An 18,469-nucleotide genomic window follows, 5' to 3' on the forward strand; every position below is an offset into this window, starting at 1 on the left:
CGTCCCGGAATCCGGTCTTCACCGTTCGGGGCGATGCGCCAGCGCGGCCGCAAGGCCGTCGGGGAAGAGGGCGGCGCCGTCCGGAAGGGCGGCCGGCCGGAGCCAGCGTGCGGTGCAGGCCGTGCCGTCATCCTCGCTGAAACGGATCACGTCGCGGTCGTAGAGGGCCGCGTCGTGAAGGCGGATGTCGGCGGCGAACACGATCTCGTGGCCGAGTGCGCCTTCGTGGCGATAGATGTTCTCGAACACCGTCCAGGGCCCGGTCATCGTCACGCCGCAGCCCAGCTCCTCCTTAAACTCCCGGTCCAGAGCCTGTTCGCGGCTCTCGCCGAAGGCGACGCTGCCGCCGGGCGGACGCACGCCCTTGATCCGGCCGCGATCGTCGAGAACCTCGACGGCCAGCAGCGCATCCCCGCGCCAAGCCAGCCCGATCACCTTGACGCGGATCTGTTGGGGTGGGCGCCAGGTCGTCATCGGTGTCCGGTCTCTTCGCGATCGCCGCTGCGAGGGGGCGGTACGGCGTCTTCGGCCCGCCACCGCCTCGCGGCTTCGGCCAAGCCCGATCGCAGCTCTTCCCAGGCCGCCGCTTCGACCGCAAGCGCCGCCGCCGGAGGGCGCGGCAGAACGAGCGCGGCGGCGAGATCACCCGCGGCGAGGCTCAGCCCCCGGTACTGCGCGAAATTGGCGAAGGTGACGCCGAGCCCCGGCGGCTCCGTCACGACGCTGCCGACGGCCAAAAGATCGAGCGGTACGGTGAGGCCGCAGCGCAGGGTCTTGGACAGCGCCTCCTTCAGGCACCACAGCCGGGTCAGCCGCTCGGCCTCCGGCGCATCGAGCCGGGCGGCGATGTGCCGACGCTCGGCGGCAAGAGTCTGGCGCGTCAGCAGCGCGACGTTGGCCGGCTGAATCCGCTCCAGATCGATCCCCATCGGGCAGGCCTCGGGGAACACCACCGCTACGGCGACCGGGCCGGCATGGGACAGGCTGATGCCGAGGTTTTCGACCCCGGCGCCGGAGAGAACCGGCTGCTCCAGCACACCGGGCCGGATCGCCAGATCCCGCGGGTCGAGCTCGGGCCGAAAGGCGGCGAGCGCGCATTTCGCCGCGTAGCGCCCGATCAACAGGCCGTGGCGGCGCCGCGCATGGAGCCGGTCGGTGAGCAGCGCCTCCTCGTGCGCGTGAAGAAAGCCGCCGCGATGGGCGTCGAGCCAATCGAGCGGTGCGCTCGCGAGCGCCAGAACGGCCTGGATCGGGCCGGTCCGGGGCGCCTCGATCGTGAGGCGCAGGCTCCGCACCAGCGGGACGGCCGTGCCCGCACCTGCCGCGCTTTCGGCGCTTTCCTCACCTGTCATGGCCGCCTGCTCGCCTCGCTTGCCTTCGCGCATCGCCCTGGATCGGATCCAGGACGACGCGTGAAGCTCTTGTTCTCGCATCATCTTTTTCCGAAAGCCGTGATCCACCTTTCGGGATGATGCTCTAGCCAAGAAGGAAACGCGCCATCTCCGCAATGCGAAAGCGCGTGCTGGCCGCCATCGTCCTGAGCGGCTTACCGCATGTCACGGCGCCCGCTCTGGCTGCCGACCCGTCGGCGCGGGTCGCCGCCGCGGTCGAGCAGGCCTACCGCCCGCTCATGAAAGCGTACGACGTGCCCGGAATCGCCGTCGCCGTCACCCGCGCGGGGCATTCCACGGTCTTCGCCTTCGGGCTCGCCGACCGGGAGCGGCAGCGGCCGGTGACACGCGACACGCTGTTCGAGATCGGCTCGGTCAGCAAGACCTTCACGGCGACGCTCGTCTCCTACGCGCAGGGACTCGGCCGGCTCTCGCTCGACGATGCGCCGAGCCGGTTCCTGCCGTCGCTGCGGGGCAGCGCGCTCGATCGCATCAGCTTGCTCGATCTCGGCACCTACAGCGCGGGCGGCCTGCCGCTGCAATTTTCCGATGCGGTGACCGACGAGGCGGCGATGATCGCCTACTTTCGCCGCTGGCAACCCTCCGCGCCGCCCGGGACGCAGCGGCTCTATTCAAATCCCAGCCTCGGCCTGTTCGGAGCGGCCGCCGCCGCGGCCATGGGCGGCGACTTCGTCGAGATGATGGAAACCCGGCTGTTTCCGGGGCTCGGCCTGAAGCACAGCTTCATCCGCGTGCCGGCGTCGGAGAGCGAACGCTACGCCTGGGGCTACGGCAAGGACGGCACGCCGATCCGGGTCAATCCGGGCGTCCTCGACGGGGAGGCCTACGGCGTCAAATCCAGCGCCGCCGACATGATCCGCTTCGTCGAGGCCCATCTCGACCCCACCCGCCTCGACCCGCCGATGCGGCAGGCGGTTCAAGGTACGCAGGTCGGGTATTTCAGGGTCGGCGCGATGGTGCAGGGGCTCGGCTGGGAGCAGTTTCCCTATCCGATCTCGCTGGAGCGCCTTCAGGCCGGCAATGCCGAGCCGATGCGGTTCGAGGTGCAACCCGCCGCGCGGCTCGACCCGCCGCAGAGACCGACGGGGGTCACGCTGTTCGACAAGACCGGCTCCACCAACGGCTTCGGCGCCTATGTCGCCTTCGTGCCGGCCAAACGCATCGGCCTCGTCATGCTGGCCAACCGCGCGTTTCCGATGCCAGCGCGCATCGCGGCGGCGCACGCGGTGCTGGAGGTGTTGGCGGCCGAGGAGCCCTGACCCGTCACCGTTCCCGGTCGTAGCGGAAGGCGTGCGGGACGCGCGGCATGCCGATCGCCTCGTAATAACCCTCGATCCCGGGTGCGGCGGTGAGCAGCAGCGAGGCCTCGGGGCCGACCGCCATCCGCGTTTCCGCGATCAGCCGGCGGCCGATACCGCGGCCCTGGCAGTCGCGGGCGACCGCGAGGGTGGCGAGGTAGGCACAGAAGGCGAAATCGGTGAGCGTGCGCGCGACGCCGACGAGGCGCCCGCCGAGTCGGGCGGTGACGATCAGGTCGGAACCCTTCAGGATCCGCCGGAGCCGTTCGAGGTCTTCGTCCGGTCGCCGCGGCTCAAGCCCGGATTCGACGAGGACACCCCGAAAGGTCTCCGCGTCGAGATCCGGCTCCAGCGCGTAGAAAAACGCGCCGCTCACCGTAGGCTTACGCCTCGGTGGCGAAGCGGCCGTGGCAGTGCTTGTACTTCTTGCCCGAGCCGCAGGGGCAGGGCTCGTTGCGGCCGACCCGGCCCCAGGTGGAGGCGTCGTCGGGATTGCGCTCCAGCACGGCCGCGTCCGCGGAGAGTTCGCGCGCGGCAAAGCCGTAGGCGCCGCCCGCCCCGCCGTCGCTGCCGGAGCCGGCAAAGGCGAACTCGTTCTCGCCGGTCACCGGGTCACGGTGCTCGGGGAACATCGGCGGCAATTGCGGCTCGCTGAAGCCGGCGCTCTCGAACCCACCGTCGGCGAAGCCCTCCGGCTGCTGCTGCATGATCTCGACATGCGAGAGCTGGGCGGTCACCTGCTCGCGCAGGGCGGTGACGAGGCCGTTGAACAGCTCGAACGCCTCCGACTTGTACTCGTTGAGCGGGTCGCGCTGGGCGAAGCCGCGCCAGCCGATCACCTGCCGCAGGTGGTCGAGGGTGACGAGGTGCTCGCGCCAGAGGTGGTCGAGCACCTGCAGCACCACCTGCTTCTCGACATAGGTCATCACTTCCGCGCCGTTGCGCTCGACGCGGGCGGCGTAGGATTCGTCGGAGGCCTTGCGCAGGCGCTCGCGGATCTCCTCGTCGGCGATGCCCTCTTCCTTGACCCACTCCTCGATCGGAAGGTCGAGGCCGAGCACGTCGAGCGCGCGGTGCTTCAGCCCCTCGGCGTCCCACTGCTCGGCATAGGCATTCTCGGGGATGTGCACGGCGACGAAGTCGTCGATCACGCCGTGGCGCATCTCGTCCACGGTCTCGCGCACGCTGTCCTGGCCCATCAGGTCGCGGCGCTGCTCGAACACGACCTTGCGCTGGTCGTTCATCACGTTGTCGTACTTGAGCACGTTCTTGCGCATGTCGAAGTTGCGCGCTTCGACCTTCTGCTGCGCCTTCTCGATCGCCTTGTTGATCCAGGGGTGGATGATCGCCTCGCCCTGCTCCAGGCCGAGCCGCTGCAGCATCCCGTCCATGCGGTCGGAGCCGAAGATCCGCATCAGGTCGTCCTTGAGGGACAGGTAGAACTTCGAGCGGCCCGGATCGCCCTGGCGGCCGGAGCGGCCGCGGAGCTGGTTGTCGATGCGCCGCGATTCGTGGCGCTCGGTGCCGATGATGTAGAGCCCGCCCGGCAGATCCTTCTTCCGGCCCGCCTCCGGGTCGGCCTTCTCGCCCGAGGCCAGCACCTTGGCCCGGTTCTCGGCGATCTCGGCCTTCAGCGCTTCGATCGCGGCGTCGCGCTCCGGGCCCTCAGGCATCTGCCCGAGTTCCTTCTCGATGCGCATCTCGAGGTTGCCGCCGAGTTTGATGTCGGTGCCGCGGCCGGCCATGTTGGTGGCGATGGTGATGGCACCCGGCACGCCGGCCTCAGCCACGATGTAGGCTTCCTGCTCGTGGAAGCGGGCGTTCAGCACGGCGAAGCGCTTGGTCACCCGGTTCTCGCGGGCGGCCTTGTAGACGTCGGTGAGCGCGTTCGGGTCGGAATAATCGAGCAGGGTGTAGCCGGCCTTCTTCAGGAGTTCGCCGATCAACTCCGACTTCTCGATCGAGCCGGTGCCGACCAAGATCGGCTGGTGGCGCGCATGCGCCTTGTCGATCTCCTTGATGATCGCCTCGTACTTCTCCTCGACGGTGCGGTAGACCTCGTCGTCCTCGTCGACGCGCTCGACCTCCTTGTTGGTCGGGATGTCGACCACGTCGAGCTTGTAGATCTCGGCGAACTCGTCGGCCTCGGTCGAGGCGGTGCGCGGTCATGCCGGCGAGCTTCTTGTAGAGGCGGAAGTAGTTCTGGAAGGTGATCGAGGCGAGCGTCTGGTTCTCGGGCTGGATCGTCACCCGTTCCTTGGCCTCCAGCGCCTGGTGCAGGCCTTCCGAGTAGCGCCGGCCCTGCATCATGCGGCCGGTGAACTCGTCGATGATGACGACCTCGTCGTTCTTGACGATGTAGTCCTTGTCCAGGGTGAACAGGGTGTGGGCGCGAAGCGCCTGGTTCACGTGGTGGACGATGGTGACGTTGTGCGCGTCGTAGAGGTCGCCCTCCTTGAGGATGCCCTCGGCGCGCAACTCCTCCTCGATGAACTCGTTGCCGGCCTCGGTCAGCGAGACCTGCCGCTGCTTCTCGTCGAGGTCGTAATGCTCGGGCGTCAGGCGCGGCATCACCGTATCAACCGCGACGTAGAGTTCCGAGCGGTCGTCCACCGGGCCGGAGATGATCAGCGGCGTGCGCGCCTCGTCGATGAGGATCGAATCGACCTCATCGACGATGGCGAAGTGGTGCCCCCGCTGCGTCATCTGCGAGAGCTCGTACTTCATGTTGTCGCGCAGGTAGTCGAAGCCGAACTCGTTGTTGGTGCCGTAGGTGATGTCGCAGGCATACGCTTCCTTGCGCTGCCCGTCGTCGAGCCCGTGCACGATGGTGCCGACGGTGAGCCCGAGGAAGCGGTAGACCCGGCCCATCCACTCCGCGTCGCGCGAGGCGAGGTAGTCGTTGACGGTGATGACGTGGACGCCCTTGCCCTCGAGCGCGTTGAGATAGACCGGCAGCGTCGCCACCAGGGTCTTGCCCTCACCGGTCTTCATCTCCGAGATGCCGCTCTCGTGCAGCACCATGCCGCCGATCATCTGCACATCGAAGTGGCGCTGGCCGAGCACGCGCTTGGCCGCCTCGCGCACCGTGGCGAAGGCGGGCACCAGCAGGTCGTCGAGGCGGGTGCCGGCCGCGAGCTGGTCGCGGAACGCCTGCGTGCGGGCGCGCAGCTCATCGTCGGAAAGGGCGCTGATTTCCGGTTCGAGGGCATTGATGGCCGCGACGCGTGGGCGAAAACCCTTGACGCGGCGGTCGTTGGACGAGCCGAAAATCTTCTTGGCGAGGGCACCGAGCATCGTGAACCTGCGGTCGTGAGGTCGTCGCGGGCGGCAGTTTCGGGCGCCACCGGCCTGTGTTGGGCGGGCTTATAGAGGTAAATATCCGCAGGCGCATCCGGTAGTGCCGGACCGGATAACCAAGAGGTCGCCCGGTCCGGGTTTTTGGCCGGCCTCGATCGCCGGCGCCCGCCGCCGCGGGCTCACGCTTTGGCTCCGCTCGACGCTTTTCCGGACCCAAAGTCCTGTAAAGCCCGCTCCGCGCGGCGCTCTTCGCGCCCGACAGGCCGTGCCACCGCTCTTCGCGCGACGGCCGCATCGGCCCGCGGTCACGAGACCGCGCGGCCATCAAGGCCACGCTTGCCTTTGCCCGGAAGAGGTTCCACCTGTGTCGCGCTTCGCGGCGCCTGCCGCATTCCCGACGAGCCCCGCGGGACGAAGCCGGACGGCGCTAAACCGGCCCGGCGGGGACGACGCCAAGGAACGACGCTTCCGATGCCGATTCCGTTCTCCCTCCGGCGCGCGAGCGCCCTCGCGCTGATGCTCACCCTGCCGGGCGCCGTCCTGGCTCAGGCGCCTGCGGGCCAGAAGACGCCCAGCGCGCCCGCTCCCATCCCGGCGGCGGTTCCGCCGGAGACGGTGGTGGCGCGGGTCAACGGTCAGGCGATCACCGCCGCCGACCTCGCGATCGCCGCCGAGGATCCGGCGCTGTCGCTGCCGGGCGTCGACGAGGGGGCCAAGCAGAACCTGCTCGTCGATTACATGGTCGATCTCAAGGTCGGCGCGCAGGCGGCCGAATCTGCCAAGGTCGGCGACGCGCCCGAGTTCAAGCGCAAGCTCGCCTATTTCCGCGACAAGCTCCTGCTCGACGACTACCTCGAGCGCGAGGCCAAGAAGGCGGTGACGCCCGAGGCCGCCAAGGCGCTCTACGAACAGACCGTGAAGTCGATGAAGCCCGAGGAGGAGGTGCGGGCCCGCCACATCCTCGTCGAGAGCGAGGACGAGGCGAAGAAGATCGCCGCACGCGTCAAGGGCGGCGAGGATTTCGCCAAGATCGCGGGCGAGGTTTCGAAGGATCCCGGTTCCAAGACCGAGGGCGGCGATCTCGGCTGGTTCAGCCAGGAGCGGATGGTGAAGCCCTTCGCCGACGCCGCCTTCAAGATGACGCCGGGGCAGGTCTCCGATCCGGTGAAGACCCAGTTCGGCTGGCACGTGCTGCGCGTCGAGGAGAAGCGGACGAAGCCCGTGCCCACCTTCGACGAGATGAAGGAGCAGATCGACCAGTACCTCACCCGCAAGGCGCAGCAGGACACGATCGTGAAGCTGCGCGAGGCGGCCAAGGTCGAGCGCGCCGGCAGCACCGCGACGCCGGCCGCGGGTGAGACCAAGAAGCCCTGAGGGAATGGGTAGAGGCCGGCGGGTGCTGAGTCATGCGTCGGCGGTATGTCGGAGCTTCGGTATCTGGTATACCAGATACCGAAGTGCGGTGCGATATAGGACTCATCGCAACGCAGCAACGGACCTGCCCGCCATGATCGCCCTCGTCGTTCTCGCCGCCGCCATCGCCAACGTGACCCTCGTCGTGCTGCTGGCCGAGCGCTTCGGCTCCGAGGGCGTGCATACCTCCGCCGGTGAACTGACCAGCTTCCAGCCCGTCGCCCGCCCGGCCCATGCTGTCACGCTGGCCAACGAGAACATCGCCGTCACCGCGACCAAGATCGCCGCCTGACACCGGCATACCCGGTCCGATCAGAACCGCCCCCGCGCCTTCAGGCCGGGGGCGGTTTCTTTTTGGGCGCCTTGGTCGCCGTGCGATCGGCCGCCAGCTCCTACGGCGGCCATCGTGCCGGCAATCGCGTTCCGTGGAGCCGCCCTACACGGCACCGACGAGGTGCAGGACAACGCCGGCCGCCGCACTGGCCAGCAGCGTCTGGACCACGCCGGCCTTGAACCGGAACACCGCCAGCACCGCCGCCGCCGCGAGCATGAGGGCCCAGGGGTTCAGGCTCGACAGAATCGGTAGGTCGAACCGGATCGGCCCGGCCGCGAACGGTCGCGTCTCAGCGAAGATGGTGTGCAGCGCGAACCAGACCGCGAGGTTGAGGATCACCCCGACAACCGCCGCCGTGATCGCCGAGAGCGCACCGGCCAGCGCCTGGTTGCCGCGCAGGCGCTCGACGTAAGGGGCGCCGACGAAGATCCAGAGAAAGCAGGGCGCGAAGGTCACCCAGGTGGTGAGCAGCCCCCCAAGCGTGCCGGCGACGAGCGGCGGCAACGCGCCTGGTGCCCGGTAGGCGGCCAGAAACCCCACGAATTGCGTCACCATGATCAGCGGGCCGGGCGTGGTTTCGGCCATACCGAGGCCATCGAGCATCTCGCCGGGCTTCAGCCAGCCGTAATGCTCCACCGCCTGCTGGGCGACGTAGGAGAGCACCGCGTAGGCGCCCCCGAAGGTCACCATCGCCATCTTCGAGAAGAACACCGCGATGTGGCTGAAGACGTCGTCCGGCCCGAGGGCGAGCAGGAGGGCAGCGACCGGCACAAGCCAGATCGCACCCCAGGTCAGCAGCATCCGCAGCGTGTGTCCGGCGGCGGCCCGCTCCTGCGGAAGCTCGTGGTCGTCGAGCAGGAAGGGACCCTCCACGACCTTGCCGCCGGCCCCGTGCCCACCGGCCTTGAACTGCGGCAGCCCGGCCCGGCCGCCGAAGTAACCGATGACACCCGCCGTCAGCACGATCAGCGGGAAGGGCACGTTGAGGAAGAAGATCGCCACGAAGGCCGCTGCGGCGAGCCCAAGCATCACGGGACCCTTGAGCGCCCGCTTGCCGATGCGGATCACAGCCTGGAGCACGATGGCGAGCACCGCCGCCTTCAGGCCGAAGAACAGGCCCGCGATGAACCCGACGTTGCCGTAGAGAGCATAGACCCAGCTCAAGCCCATGATGGCAACGACGCCCGGAAGAACGAACAGCCCGCCCGCGACGAGCCCGCCGCGGGGGCCGTGCATCAGCCAACCCACATAGGTCGCGAGCTGCTGCGCCTCAGGACCGGGCAAGAGTGTGCAGAAGTTCAGCGCGTGCAGGAACCGGTTCTCCGAGATCCAGCGCCTTTCCTCGACGAGGATGCGATGCATGATCGCGATCTGCCCGGCCGGGCCGCCGAACGAGAGCGCGGCGATGCGGGCCCAGACCGGCACCGCCTCGGCCAGGGTCACGGGCAGCGGCGCTTCCGAGGCGGCCGCGCCGGGCTCGGTCTGAATGCGTGCCGTCGCGGCCATGGTCAGGCTCTCTCCTTGGGCTTGTTGGTCGGCCAGTTATGCGTCTCCTCCGTGGCGTCGCGGCACCAGCGGTAGAAGGCGTCGTAGAGGAGCATCCCGGCGTCGAGCTGGGCGAGGTCGTCCGCGTAGATGCGCGACAGGCCGAGCGAGGCCGCGAGCAGGCCGGCGGCCTCGGGGGCGAGATCCGGCCGCCCCGTGTCGGCCCCGCGCACGAGGGTCGCGAGGTGCAGGAGCGGCGGCGTGGCGAGGCCGAGCTCCTCGACCATGACATCGAAGGTGCAGAGATCGCCCCGGTGGCTCCAGAAGGTGCCGGGGTCGTCGATGTCGAACGGGGCGGCCTCGAACCGTTCCGCGACGCCGACAACCTCGCTCGGCGGCACAAAGAGAAAGACCGCGTCCGGATCGACGAAGCGGCGGATGAGCCATGGGCAGGCGATGCGGTCGACCTTGGGCCGTGCGCGCGTGACCCAGACGGTGCGGCCCTGCGCGTCGCGGTTGCGGATCTTGTCGGCCGGAACCATGGGCCGTTCGGCGGCCGCCCAATCCGCCAAGCCGCCTTGGAGCGCCTCGGCGTCGACGCCGGCGCTGCGCAGCCAAGCGGCGACCCCATGGCTGTTCCGACGCCCATCCTCGCACACGACCACGACTGACCTGCCGCGCAGTTGGGGCGCCCACTCGGCCACTCGGTCCGGCGCCCGGACCAGGGAGCCCGGCACATGGCGCTGGTTGGCGAGGAACGCCTTGTCGGTGCGCACGTCCACAATGGCCGGGCAGCCGGGGGTGCCGATCAGGCGCGCAAGTTTTTCAACGGAGATGGTGGTGAGCGTAGCCATGGCGCGTCCTTGCAACCAGTGCAGTAGGGACGCGATGCTTTGGCCTTAGCCTCGTGAGGAGATCGCCTTCCCCATAGGCCATAGGGATACCGGCGATAGGGGTGGTGTCAAGCGGGGCGTGCGCTGGCTGTGCCGGCTTCCTATGGTCCGCTTTTCGTCCAAACCGGTCTTGCGCCTGTGCCCGCTCGAAGGTCCGAGAAGGACGCCAAGCAGGCCCTCGCATCGTCGCGACGATCTCGGTTTCAGCCCTCACCCAGCCGCCAGTCGATCGGCGCGCGGCCCTGCGCTTCGAGCCAGGCATTCGCCCGGTCGAACGGCCGCGAGCCGGGAAAGTCGCGGGCGCGGTTGAGCGGGGAGGGGTGGCCCGAGGCGATGACGCCGTGGCGGCTCGTGTCGATCAGCGCCTCGCGGGCGCGGGCCTGGGCGCCCCAGAGCAGGAACACCGCCGGCGCGTCGCGGGCGGAGACGGCTTCCACCGCCTCGTCGGTGAGCTGCGACCAGCCGAACCGCAGATGCGCGCCGGACTTGCCGGCCTCCGTCGTGAGCGCCGCGTTCAGAAGCAGCACCCCGCGCTCCGCCCAGGGCGTGAGGTCGCCGGTCGAGAGGTCGGGCTTTTCCCCCTCGGGAGCGAGTTCGGCCAGGATCACCTTGAGCGAGGCCGGCAGGCGGCGCGGGCCGACATAGGAGAAGGCGAGCCCGTTGGCGTCGCCCGGCGTGGGGTAGGGGTCCTGGCCGAGGATCACCGCCTTCACCGCGGGCAGGGGCGTCAGCGTCAGCGCCCGGAAGATCGCGGCGGGCTCCGGCAGCACTGTCGCCCCGGCGGCGACCCGCGCATCGACCTTTTTCGCGACCCGGTCCGCCGCGCCCTCCCGGAAGAAGGGCAGGTCGAGCCAGGGGGAGCCGCTGGCGCGGAAGGCGGCGAGTGCGGCCTCGACGGGTCCGGTCACACCAGCATCGGCCATCCCGTTTGCAGTGAAGAGGTCGGCCATGGACAATTCCGCTTGTCGTTATCGAGAGGCTTCAGCCGAAGCCATCCAGTGGCGCGACCGTTCCGGACGGATCGCAGTCCTCGATCGCTTCGGCTCGCCCCGCGATGACGAGTGGGCACGCAGGGCCGAGATCGGGTTCAGAGTAATCGAATCCGCCCGCCGGTCTCGGCCGGCAGCGGCGTGTGGGCGCGGATATAGACCATCACCTCGTTGGCGAGCAGCCGCCCGTCGGTGCCGCCGATCAGGACGCGGCCTTGAGCCAGCATCCCGTAATCGTTGCCGCCGCGCAGCATGAAGTCATTGGCGGCCACGCGGTAGATGCGGGCGTCGTCCAGGGGGGCGCCCCCGACCGTCGCAGACACGACACGCCGGCCCGGCGGCGCGTTCGGATCGAGCGTCACCACCATTCCCGAGAGTTGCAGGAACCGGCCCGAGGAGCGGCCGAGATCGCGAAACCCGTTCTCCAGGGCCTCGCGCAGGGTCGCTCCGTCGATCGCCACGAGCACGGTGGTGTTGCCGAAGGGCAGTTCGCTGAGGATGTCGCGCCGGGTGAGCGCCGTGCCCGCCGGGTAGAGCCGGTCGCCGCGGATGCCGCCGCCGTTCATCAGGCCGATCTCGGCCTCGGTGCCCACCCGCACCGCGTCGGCGACGAGATCGCCGAAGCTCGCTTCCCGCACCCGCACGGAGGCGATCCGGCTGTCGAGCGCGCCTTGCGTCGTGCCGATCACGACGTCGAGCTCCCGCGACAGCTCGCCCCCGAGCCGGCGCACCACGGCGAGCGTGTCCGGATCGGGCGTCACCTCGGCGGTGTCGTGGATGCGAAAGGCGGCGCGCCAGCGCACCGGCCCGTCGCCGGTCCCCGTGACGAAGACATCGATCGCGGTGACGTAGTGGGCGTCGTGGCTCGATTCGACCATCACCGTCTGCCCGTCGTCGCGCACGACGAGGTCGTGGTCGTGGCCCGAGAGCAGGATATCGACGAGGCGCGCCCGCACGATCGCGTCGTCGGTCACCCGCGCGGTGTGGGCGATCCCGACGATCATCTGCGCCCCGGCCTTGCGCAGGGCGTCCGCCTCGCGCGCCAGGGTCTCGATCTCGGGGCCGAAGCGTAAGGCCCCGGATTGCGATTTTTCCGGCGTCGCCTGCAGGGCGATGCCGACGAGGCCGACGCGGATACCACCGAGTTCGATCAGCCGCGCATCCTCGATGCCGGGCAGTCTTTGGCCGTCCGCCCCGCGCAGATTGGCGGCGAGGAAGGGGAAGCGGGCTTCCCTCCGGCGCTCGGCGAACACCTCGGGGCCGAAATCGAACTCGTGATTGCCCGGCACGAACACGTCGGGGGGTGCCAGATTCAAGAGTTCGACGATATGCGCGCCCCGGTCGAAACCCGACATCAGCGAGGGCGAGAAGCTGTCGCCGGCATGCGCGTAGAGCAGCGGCACGCCGCGGGCGCGCTCGGCCTTCACCACCGCGTTGAGTCGGGCAAAGCCGCCGCGCCCCTCCACCGCGTCCATCGCGTAGATGTCGTTGACGAGGAGCAGGGTGAAGGTCGGCGTGCCGGCCAGCGCCGTACCGGTGCTGGCTGCGAGGAGACCCGCGCCAAGCCCGACGACGGTCTCGCGGCGGCTCGGGCGCATCACCGGCTCAGCGCTTGGTGAGCCCGTCCTTGCTCATCCCGTCCCGCACCGCCTTGGCGTTGCGCCGCAGCGCCGGCCAGATCCAGGCGCCCGAGGCGAAGTAGAGCCCCGCCGACATCGGCTTCAGATCGACGGCGAGCCGGTCGGCGAGGCCGGGATTTTTCAGCGGCACGGCGGGCGCATCGGTCTTGCGGTAGACCACCGTGGTGTCCTCGCGCCAGTACTCCGTATGCGGCACGAGGCCGGCGCGGCGGGCCAAAAGATCGAAGGTCTCGCGCACGTAGCCGTGGACATGGGCGAAGTGGAAGCGCTCGTGCGGCGGCTTGCCGGTGGCGGCCATGTTCGGCACCGCCGCGTAGAGGATGCCGTCGGGCTTCAGCCAGCCGGCCAGCCGCTCCATCGTCTCGGCCGGGTTGCGCAGATGCTCCAGCACGTGATGCGTCGAGATCACGTCGAAATGGCCGGCGGGGAAGCGGTTCGGGTCCTCGGCCTCGTCGAGCACCTCGACGCCGTGATGCGTCCGGGCAAAGGTCGCGTAGTCGCGGCCGGGCTCGACGCCGATCACCTCGCAGCCGCGCCGTTTGGCCTCCGCCAGGAACTCGCCGGAGCCTGAGCCGAAATCGAGCAGCTGCGCGCCCGCCTTCAGCTTCGGCGCCAGCAGGTCGGCGCGGAACGTCGCCTCGCGGGCCGAGCGGTTGAGGTGGTGGCGCGGCGGCCCGCCCGCGAAGGCGAGCTGGTAATCGGCGCGGTAGGCGGTCGAATAATATTCGGCCAGCTCGTCCGGCGTCGGCATCGGATCGGTGCGGATCAGGCCGCATTGCAGGCAGGCGATCGAGCGCAGGGTCTTGAGCCGCCGGTCGGTCTCGGCCACGGTGACGGCGTCGCGGCATCCGCACAGGTTGCACGCGGCCGGCGCCCCCTCGTAGGGGTAGCCGGTGAACGGCACGAAGTGCTTCAGGAAGTAGCGGGGGGACGGCATGTCGCGCTGGCCTCCGGAGCGATTTCGGGCAAAGGGTTTGCCGAGATTCGGGCCGGACTCCCCGCAAGAGTGTTCTCTCTCGGGTGAGCCTTGGCCTTGAAAAGCCGCCTGCTCTAGATCGAACGGCCGGTCCGCACAACCGGATCGCTTGCCGCATTGAGGGGGGCGGGGGAGCCCGTGACCGGAAACCCGATGAACGAACGCGTCGAACCTCACACCCTCCTGCGCGATCCCGTGCCGGTCGCGCCCACCGCCCTGCCGCCCGACCACCCGGCGGTGCGGACCGGCCGCGTCGGCGTGCTGCTGATGAATCTCGGCACCCCCGAGGGCACGAGCTACTGGCCGATGCGCCGCTATCTCAAGGAGTTCCTCTCCGACCGCCGGGTGATCGAGGTGCCGCGGCTGATCTGGTGGCCGCTGCTCAATCTCATTATCCTGACCAAGCGGCCGGGGCCGAAGGGCCGCGACTACGCCAGCATCTGGAACAACGAGCGCGACGAGGGTCCGCTCAAGACGATCACCCGCGGCCAGTGCGAGAAGCTCCAGGCGGCGATGGGTGATTCCGTCGTGGTCGATTGGGCGATGCGCTACGGCAAGCCGGAGGTGAGCCTGCGCATCCAGGCGCTGCTGGACCAGGGCTGCGACCGCATCCTGTTGGTGCCGCTCTATCCGCAATACGCGGCGGCGACCTCGGCCACCGCCTGCGATCAGGCCTTCAAGGCCCTGATGCAGATGCGCTGGCAGCCGACCGTGCGGGTCTCGCCACCCTACCACGACGATCCCGTTTACATCGAAGCCATGGCCCAATCGATCCGCGAGGGTTTGGCCAAGCTCGATTTCGAGCCGGAGGTGATCCTCACCTCGTTCCACGGCGTGCCCAAGAGCTACCTGCTCAAGGGCGACCCCTACCATTGCCAGTGCCTCAAGACCGGCCGGCTGATCCGTGAGGCGATGGGCTACACGCCGGAGCGGATGCGGGTGACCTTCCAGTCGCGCTTCGGCAACGAGGAATGGCTCAAGCCGTATACCGACGAGACCGTGCAGGCGCTGGCCAAGTCCGGCGTGAAGCGCATGGCGATCGTAGCGCCGGGCTTCACCGCCGACTGCCTGGAGACGCTGGAGGAACTCGACGGCGAGAACCGCCACTATTTCGAGGAGAACGGCGGCGAGAAATACGCCTTCATTCCCTGCCTCAACGATTCCGACCTCGGCATGCGGGTGATCGAGAACGTGGTGCGCCGGGAATTGCAGGGCTGGATCTGACGGGGCTCGGACGGGGCTCGACGAACGCCGCGCAGGGTCCGCCGTGATCCCGCGCGGCGGTTCGCCATGCCGCGAAAGCGCTCCATCATCGCCCTAACGTTGCCTTGCGCCCCCTCGGAACGCATGCTAGGCGACAGCCGCGCCGCGGGGAGACCGATCAAGGCCTTCCGAGCCCGGTGCAATTCCAATCCCCACGGGTCTCACGCCGTCGCCGCAAGGCGAGTTCGAGCATGAGGGGCCGGCGGGCAAGGACAAGAGAGAGCGACGGGTGGCGCAGAACGGTTCCGAGGGTCCCCTGTTGGCCGGTGTGGCGGGCCGCTACGCGTTGGCCCTGTACGAACTGGCTCACGATCAGGGTCAGGTCGATGACGTCGCGAAGAACCTCGACGCGTTCGACGCGCTCTATCGCGAGAGCGACGACCTGCGCCGCCTCGTGCGGAGCCCGGCCTACTCGGCCGCAGAGCAGACGGCTGCCGTGGGCGCCCTGCTCGATCGGGCGGGAATCTCGGGTCTGGCCGCCAACTTCATCAAGCTCACGGCCGCCAACCGCCGCCTCTTCGCCCTGCCGGGCATGATCCGCGCCTATCGCGAGAAGGTGCGTGAATCCAAGGGCATCATCCGCGCCGAGGTCCGCGTCGCCGAGAAGCCCTCGGACGCGGTGATCGAGGACATCAAGGCCTCGCTGCGCGACGTCGCCAAAAGCGAGATCGATCTCGATCTCCACATCGACCCGAGCCTGATCGGCGGCATCGTCGTCAAGATGGGCTCGCGCATGGTCGACGCCTCGCTCCGGACCAAGCTCAACAGCATTCGCCTCGCCATGCGGGAAGCCCGCTGAGCGGTCTCGATCAGACCCTCGCGAACCTCCCGACAGCCGAACAGACAGCCCCAGACCTTTAAAGAGGCCCGACGATGGACATCCGCGCCGCCGAGATCTCCGCGATCCTGAAAGAGCAGATCAAGAATTTTGGCCAGGAGGCCGAGGTCACGGAAGTCGGGCAGGTGCTCGCGGTCGGCGACGGCATCGCCCGCGTCTACGGCCTCGACAACGTCCAGGCCGGTGAGATGGTCGAGTTCGAGTCGGGCGTGCGCGGCATGGCCCTCAACCTCGAGCAGGACAATGTCGGCGTCGTGATCTTCGGCTCCGACCGTGAGATCAAGGAAGGCCAGACCGTCAAGCGGACCGGCTCCATCGTGGACGTGCCGGTCGGCAAGGGCCTGCTCGGCCGCGTGGTCGACGGCCTCGGCAACCCGATCGACGGCAAGGGCCCGATCCAGTCGACCGAGCGTCGCCGCGTCGACGTGAAGGCGCCGGGCATCATCCCGCGCAAGTCGGTGCACGAGCCGATGTCCACCGGCCTCAAGGCGATCGACGCCCTGATCCCGGTCGGCCGTGGCCAGCGCGAGCTGATCATCGGCGACCGCCAGACCGGCAAGACCGCCATCGCGCTCGACACCATTCTGAACCAGAAGTCGGCCCATGCCGGTGCGGACGAGAACGCCAAGCTCTACTGCGTCTACGTCGCCATCGGCCAGAAGCGCTCGACGGTGGCCCAGTTCGTGAAGGTGCTGGAGGACCAGGGCGCCCTGGAATACTCCATCGTCATCGCCGCCACCGCCTCGGACGCCGCGCCGATGCAGTTCATCGCGCCGTTCGCCGGCTGCGCCATGGGCGAGTATTTCCGCGACAACGGCATGCACGCCGTGATCGTGTATGACGACCTCTCCAAGCAGGCCGTGGCCTACCGCCAGATGTCGCTTCTGCTGCGCCGCCCGCCGGGCCGCGAGGCTTACCCGGGCGACGTGTTCTACCTCCACTCGCGCCTGCTCGAGCGCGCCGCCAAGATGGGCGACGCCGCCGGCAACGGATCGCTCACCGCGCTTCCGGTGATCGAGACCCAGGCCAACGACGTCTCGGCCTACATCCCGACCAACGTGATCTCGATCACCGACGGCCAGATCTTCCTCGAGACCGACCTGTTCTACCAGGGCGTCCGCCCGGCGGTGAACGTCGGCCTCTCGGTCTCGCGGGTGGGCTCCTCGGCCCAGACCAAGGCGATGAAAAAGGTCGCCGGCAAGATCAAGGGCGAGCTGGCGCAGTACCGCGAGATGGCGGCCTTCGCGCAGTTCGGCTCGGATCTCGACGTCTCGACCCAGCGTCTGCTCAACCGCGGCGCGCGCCTCACCGAGCTCCTGAAGCAGCCGCAATTCTCGCCGCTGAAGATGGAAGAGCAGGTCGCGGTGATCTACGCCGGCGTCAACGGCTACCTCGACAAGCTTCCGGTGGGTAAGGTCCGCGCCTTCGAGGAGCAGCTCCTCGGCACCCTGCGCTCGAAGCACCAGGATTGGCTGAACGCCGTGCGCGACTCCAAGGACCTGTCGGAGGCCAACGCCAACACGCTCAAGGGCGTGGTCGAGGCCACCGCCAAGTCGTTTGCCTGAGAACACGCCGTTCGCCTGACGAACGCACGTCCCTTCCCGCCTGCGGGAGGGGACAGGGGTCGGGCGGTGCCGGACGAAGCTTCCGGCGCCGCTTGAGCCACCCCGACCTCCGGCTCCTCCCCGCAGGGTGAGGAGAGGCCCTTCCGAACGGACCCGGACGCCCACCGATGCCCAGCTTGAAGGATCTGCGGAACCGCATCACCTCGGTGAAGGCGACGCAGAAGATCACCAAGGCGATGCAGATGGTCGCCGCCGCAAAGCTGCGGCGCGCCCAGAATGCTGCCGAGAACGGGCGTCCCTACGCCGAGAGAATGGCCCAGGTGCTCGGCAACCTCGCCGGTAACCTGATCGGCGGCGTCGGCGCTCCGCGCCTGCTCTCCGGCACGGGTCAGGACCGGGTGCACCTGCTCGTCGTCTGCACCGGCGACCGCGGCTTGGCCGGCGCGTTCAACTCCTCGATCGCCCGTCTGGCCCGCGACCACGCCAACCGGCTGATGGCCGACGGCAAGACCGTCAAGATCATGACGATCGGCAAGAAGGGCCTCGACGTCCTGCGCCGGCAGTTCCGCGACCAGATCATCGCCTCGCGCGACATCCGCGGCAACAAGCCGGTCGATTACCCCTTCGCCGCCGAGATCGCCGACGACATCCTCGCCCGCTTCGAGGCCGGCGAGTTCGACGTCGCGACGCTGTTCTACTCGGAGTTCCGTTCGGTGATCTCGCAGATCCCGACGGCGCAGAAGCTCATCCCGGCCGAGCTGCCGACGGCCGAGGGCGCTGCCGCCACGGGCGCCGGCTCCGATGCCGCGATGGAATTCGAGCCGAACGAGGAGACGATCCTCGAGACGCTTCTCCCGAAGAACCTCACCGTCCAGATCTTCCGGGCGCTGCTCGAGAACGCCGCCTCCGAGCAGGGCGCACGCATGAGCGCCATGGATTCGGCGACCCGCAACGCGGGCGAGATGATCAAGAAGCAGACGCTGATCTACAACCGGACGCGTCAGGCCATGATCACCAAGGAACTCATCGAGATCATTTCGGGCGCGGAAGCGCTCTGACCGCC

Annotated in this window: 15 protein-coding genes and 1 pseudogene; 7 read left to right on the top strand and 9 right to left on the bottom strand. The window is 68.9% G+C overall.

The window, feature by feature from the left end:
- Window positions 1-18: 18 nt before the first annotated feature.
- The gene (locus M2437_RS25615; RefSeq protein ID WP_253389055.1) at window positions 19-474 is read right to left on the bottom strand and encodes an NUDIX hydrolase; all 456 of its coding nucleotides are present in this window, start codon (window positions 472-474) and stop codon (window positions 19-21) included.
- Entirely contained in the window at window positions 471-1,352 is an 882-nt protein-coding gene (locus tag M2437_RS25620) for a 4'-phosphopantetheinyl transferase family protein (protein WP_253389056.1), read from the bottom strand. Before M2437_RS25620 ends, M2437_RS25615 begins: the two co-directional genes overlap by 4 nt.
- Before the next feature lie 155 nt (window positions 1,353-1,507).
- On the opposite strand from M2437_RS25620, the gene ampC reads away from it, so the two are divergent.
- Entirely contained in the window at window positions 1,508-2,671 is a 1,164-nt protein-coding gene (gene ampC, locus M2437_RS25625; protein WP_253389057.1) for a class C beta-lactamase, read from the top strand.
- Between the two features lie 4 nt (window positions 2,672-2,675).
- On the opposite strand, the gene M2437_RS25630 is transcribed toward ampC, so the two are convergent.
- Both M2437_RS25630 and secA read right to left on the bottom strand, forming a co-directional pair.
- Window positions 2,676-3,086 (bottom strand): GNAT family N-acetyltransferase, encoded by a 411-nt coding sequence (locus M2437_RS25630; RefSeq protein ID WP_253389058.1) that lies wholly within the window; start codon window positions 3,084-3,086, stop codon window positions 2,676-2,678.
- A 7-nt stretch (window positions 3,087-3,093) separates the two neighbouring features.
- Window positions 3,094-6,007: pseudogene (gene secA, locus M2437_RS25635) on the bottom strand (preprotein translocase subunit SecA).
- A 474-nt stretch (window positions 6,008-6,481) separates the two neighbouring features.
- On the opposite strand from secA, the gene M2437_RS25640 reads away from it, so the two are divergent.
- Together M2437_RS25640 and M2437_RS25645 are read left to right on the top strand one after the other, a co-directional pair.
- A complete protein-coding gene (locus tag M2437_RS25640; protein WP_003597682.1) occupies window positions 6,482-7,384 on the top strand; it encodes a peptidylprolyl isomerase in 903 nt (300 codons plus the stop codon).
- A 133-nt stretch (window positions 7,385-7,517) separates the two neighbouring features.
- Complete coding sequence (locus M2437_RS25645) at window positions 7,518-7,715, top strand: hypothetical protein (protein ID WP_003597681.1); 198 nt, start codon at window positions 7,518-7,520, stop codon at window positions 7,713-7,715.
- 144 nt (window positions 7,716-7,859) lie between these two features.
- Here the strand turns inward: M2437_RS25645 and chrA are convergent, their stop codons facing one another.
- The 5 genes from chrA to M2437_RS25670 form a co-directional block, all read right to left on the bottom strand.
- On the bottom strand, window positions 7,860-9,263 hold the full coding sequence (gene chrA, locus M2437_RS25650; protein WP_253389060.1) for a chromate efflux transporter: 1,404 nt from the start codon (window positions 9,261-9,263) through the stop codon (window positions 7,860-7,862).
- 2 nt (window positions 9,264-9,265) lie between these two features.
- Window positions 9,266-10,096, bottom strand: coding sequence for a chromate resistance protein ChrB domain-containing protein (locus tag M2437_RS25655; protein ID WP_056112007.1), 831 nt, complete (start codon window positions 10,094-10,096; stop codon window positions 9,266-9,268).
- Between the two features lie 242 nt (window positions 10,097-10,338).
- Window positions 10,339-11,043, bottom strand: coding sequence for a uracil-DNA glycosylase (locus M2437_RS25660; protein ID WP_015950411.1), 705 nt, complete (start codon window positions 11,041-11,043; stop codon window positions 10,339-10,341).
- A gap of 179 nt (window positions 11,044-11,222) precedes the next feature.
- On the bottom strand, window positions 11,223-12,722 hold the full coding sequence (locus M2437_RS25665; RefSeq protein ID WP_253389061.1) for a bifunctional metallophosphatase/5'-nucleotidase: 1,500 nt from the start codon (window positions 12,720-12,722) through the stop codon (window positions 11,223-11,225).
- Window positions 12,723-12,729: 7 nt separating this feature from the next.
- The gene (locus tag M2437_RS25670) at window positions 12,730-13,701 is read right to left on the bottom strand and encodes a class I SAM-dependent methyltransferase (protein ID WP_003597672.1); all 972 of its coding nucleotides are present in this window, start codon (window positions 13,699-13,701) and stop codon (window positions 12,730-12,732) included.
- 192 nt (window positions 13,702-13,893) lie between these two features.
- Between M2437_RS25670 and hemH the strand changes: the two genes are divergently transcribed.
- The 4 genes from hemH to M2437_RS25690 all read left to right on the top strand — a co-directional run bounded on the left by hemH (window position 13,894) and on the right by M2437_RS25690 (window position 18,464).
- Complete coding sequence (gene hemH / locus M2437_RS25675) at window positions 13,894-14,964, top strand: ferrochelatase (protein ID WP_012253087.1); 1,071 nt, start codon at window positions 13,894-13,896, stop codon at window positions 14,962-14,964.
- Window positions 14,965-15,232: 268 nt separating this feature from the next.
- On the top strand, window positions 15,233-15,802 hold the full coding sequence (locus tag M2437_RS25680) for a F0F1 ATP synthase subunit delta (RefSeq protein WP_003597668.1): 570 nt from the start codon (window positions 15,233-15,235) through the stop codon (window positions 15,800-15,802).
- Between the two features lie 74 nt (window positions 15,803-15,876).
- Window positions 15,877-17,406 (top strand): F0F1 ATP synthase subunit alpha, encoded by a 1,530-nt coding sequence (gene atpA, locus M2437_RS25685; RefSeq protein WP_056507265.1) that lies wholly within the window; start codon window positions 15,877-15,879, stop codon window positions 17,404-17,406.
- A 167-nt stretch (window positions 17,407-17,573) separates the two neighbouring features.
- Complete coding sequence (locus tag M2437_RS25690) at window positions 17,574-18,464, top strand: F0F1 ATP synthase subunit gamma (RefSeq protein WP_056112020.1); 891 nt, start codon at window positions 17,574-17,576, stop codon at window positions 18,462-18,464.
- Window positions 18,465-18,469: the final 5 nt, after the last annotated feature.

This window comes from Methylorubrum pseudosasae (assembly GCF_029504475.1).
GTDB classification, from domain to species: domain Bacteria; phylum Pseudomonadota; class Alphaproteobacteria; order Rhizobiales; family Beijerinckiaceae; genus Methylobacterium; species Methylobacterium extorquens.

Coding starts and splice junctions, on each gene's coding strand:
- M2437_RS25615 (WP_253389055.1), bottom strand. CDS start 474: ATGACGACCTGGCGCCCACCCCAACAGATCCGCGTCAAGGTGATCGGG.
- M2437_RS25620 (WP_253389056.1), bottom strand. CDS start 1,352: ATGACAGGTGAGGAAAGCGCCGAAAGCGCGGCAGGTGCGGGCACGGCC.
- ampC (WP_253389057.1), top strand. CDS start 1,508: ATGCGAAAGCGCGTGCTGGCCGCCATCGTCCTGAGCGGCTTACCGCAT.
- M2437_RS25640 (WP_003597682.1), top strand. CDS start 6,482: ATGCCGATTCCGTTCTCCCTCCGGCGCGCGAGCGCCCTCGCGCTGATG.
- M2437_RS25645 (WP_003597681.1), top strand. CDS start 7,518: ATGATCGCCCTCGTCGTTCTCGCCGCCGCCATCGCCAACGTGACCCTC.
- chrA (WP_253389060.1), bottom strand. CDS start 9,263: ATGGCCGCGACGGCACGCATTCAGACCGAGCCCGGCGCGGCCGCCTCG.
- M2437_RS25655 (WP_056112007.1), bottom strand. CDS start 10,096: ATGGCTACGCTCACCACCATCTCCGTTGAAAAACTTGCGCGCCTGATC.
- M2437_RS25665 (WP_253389061.1), bottom strand. CDS start 12,722: ATGCGCCCGAGCCGCCGCGAGACCGTCGTCGGGCTTGGCGCGGGTCTC.
- M2437_RS25670 (WP_003597672.1), bottom strand. CDS start 13,701: ATGCCGTCCCCCCGCTACTTCCTGAAGCACTTCGTGCCGTTCACCGGC.
- hemH (WP_012253087.1), top strand. CDS start 13,894: ATGAACGAACGCGTCGAACCTCACACCCTCCTGCGCGATCCCGTGCCG.
- atpA (WP_056507265.1), top strand. CDS start 15,877: ATGGACATCCGCGCCGCCGAGATCTCCGCGATCCTGAAAGAGCAGATC.
- M2437_RS25690 (WP_056112020.1), top strand. CDS start 17,574: ATGCCCAGCTTGAAGGATCTGCGGAACCGCATCACCTCGGTGAAGGCG.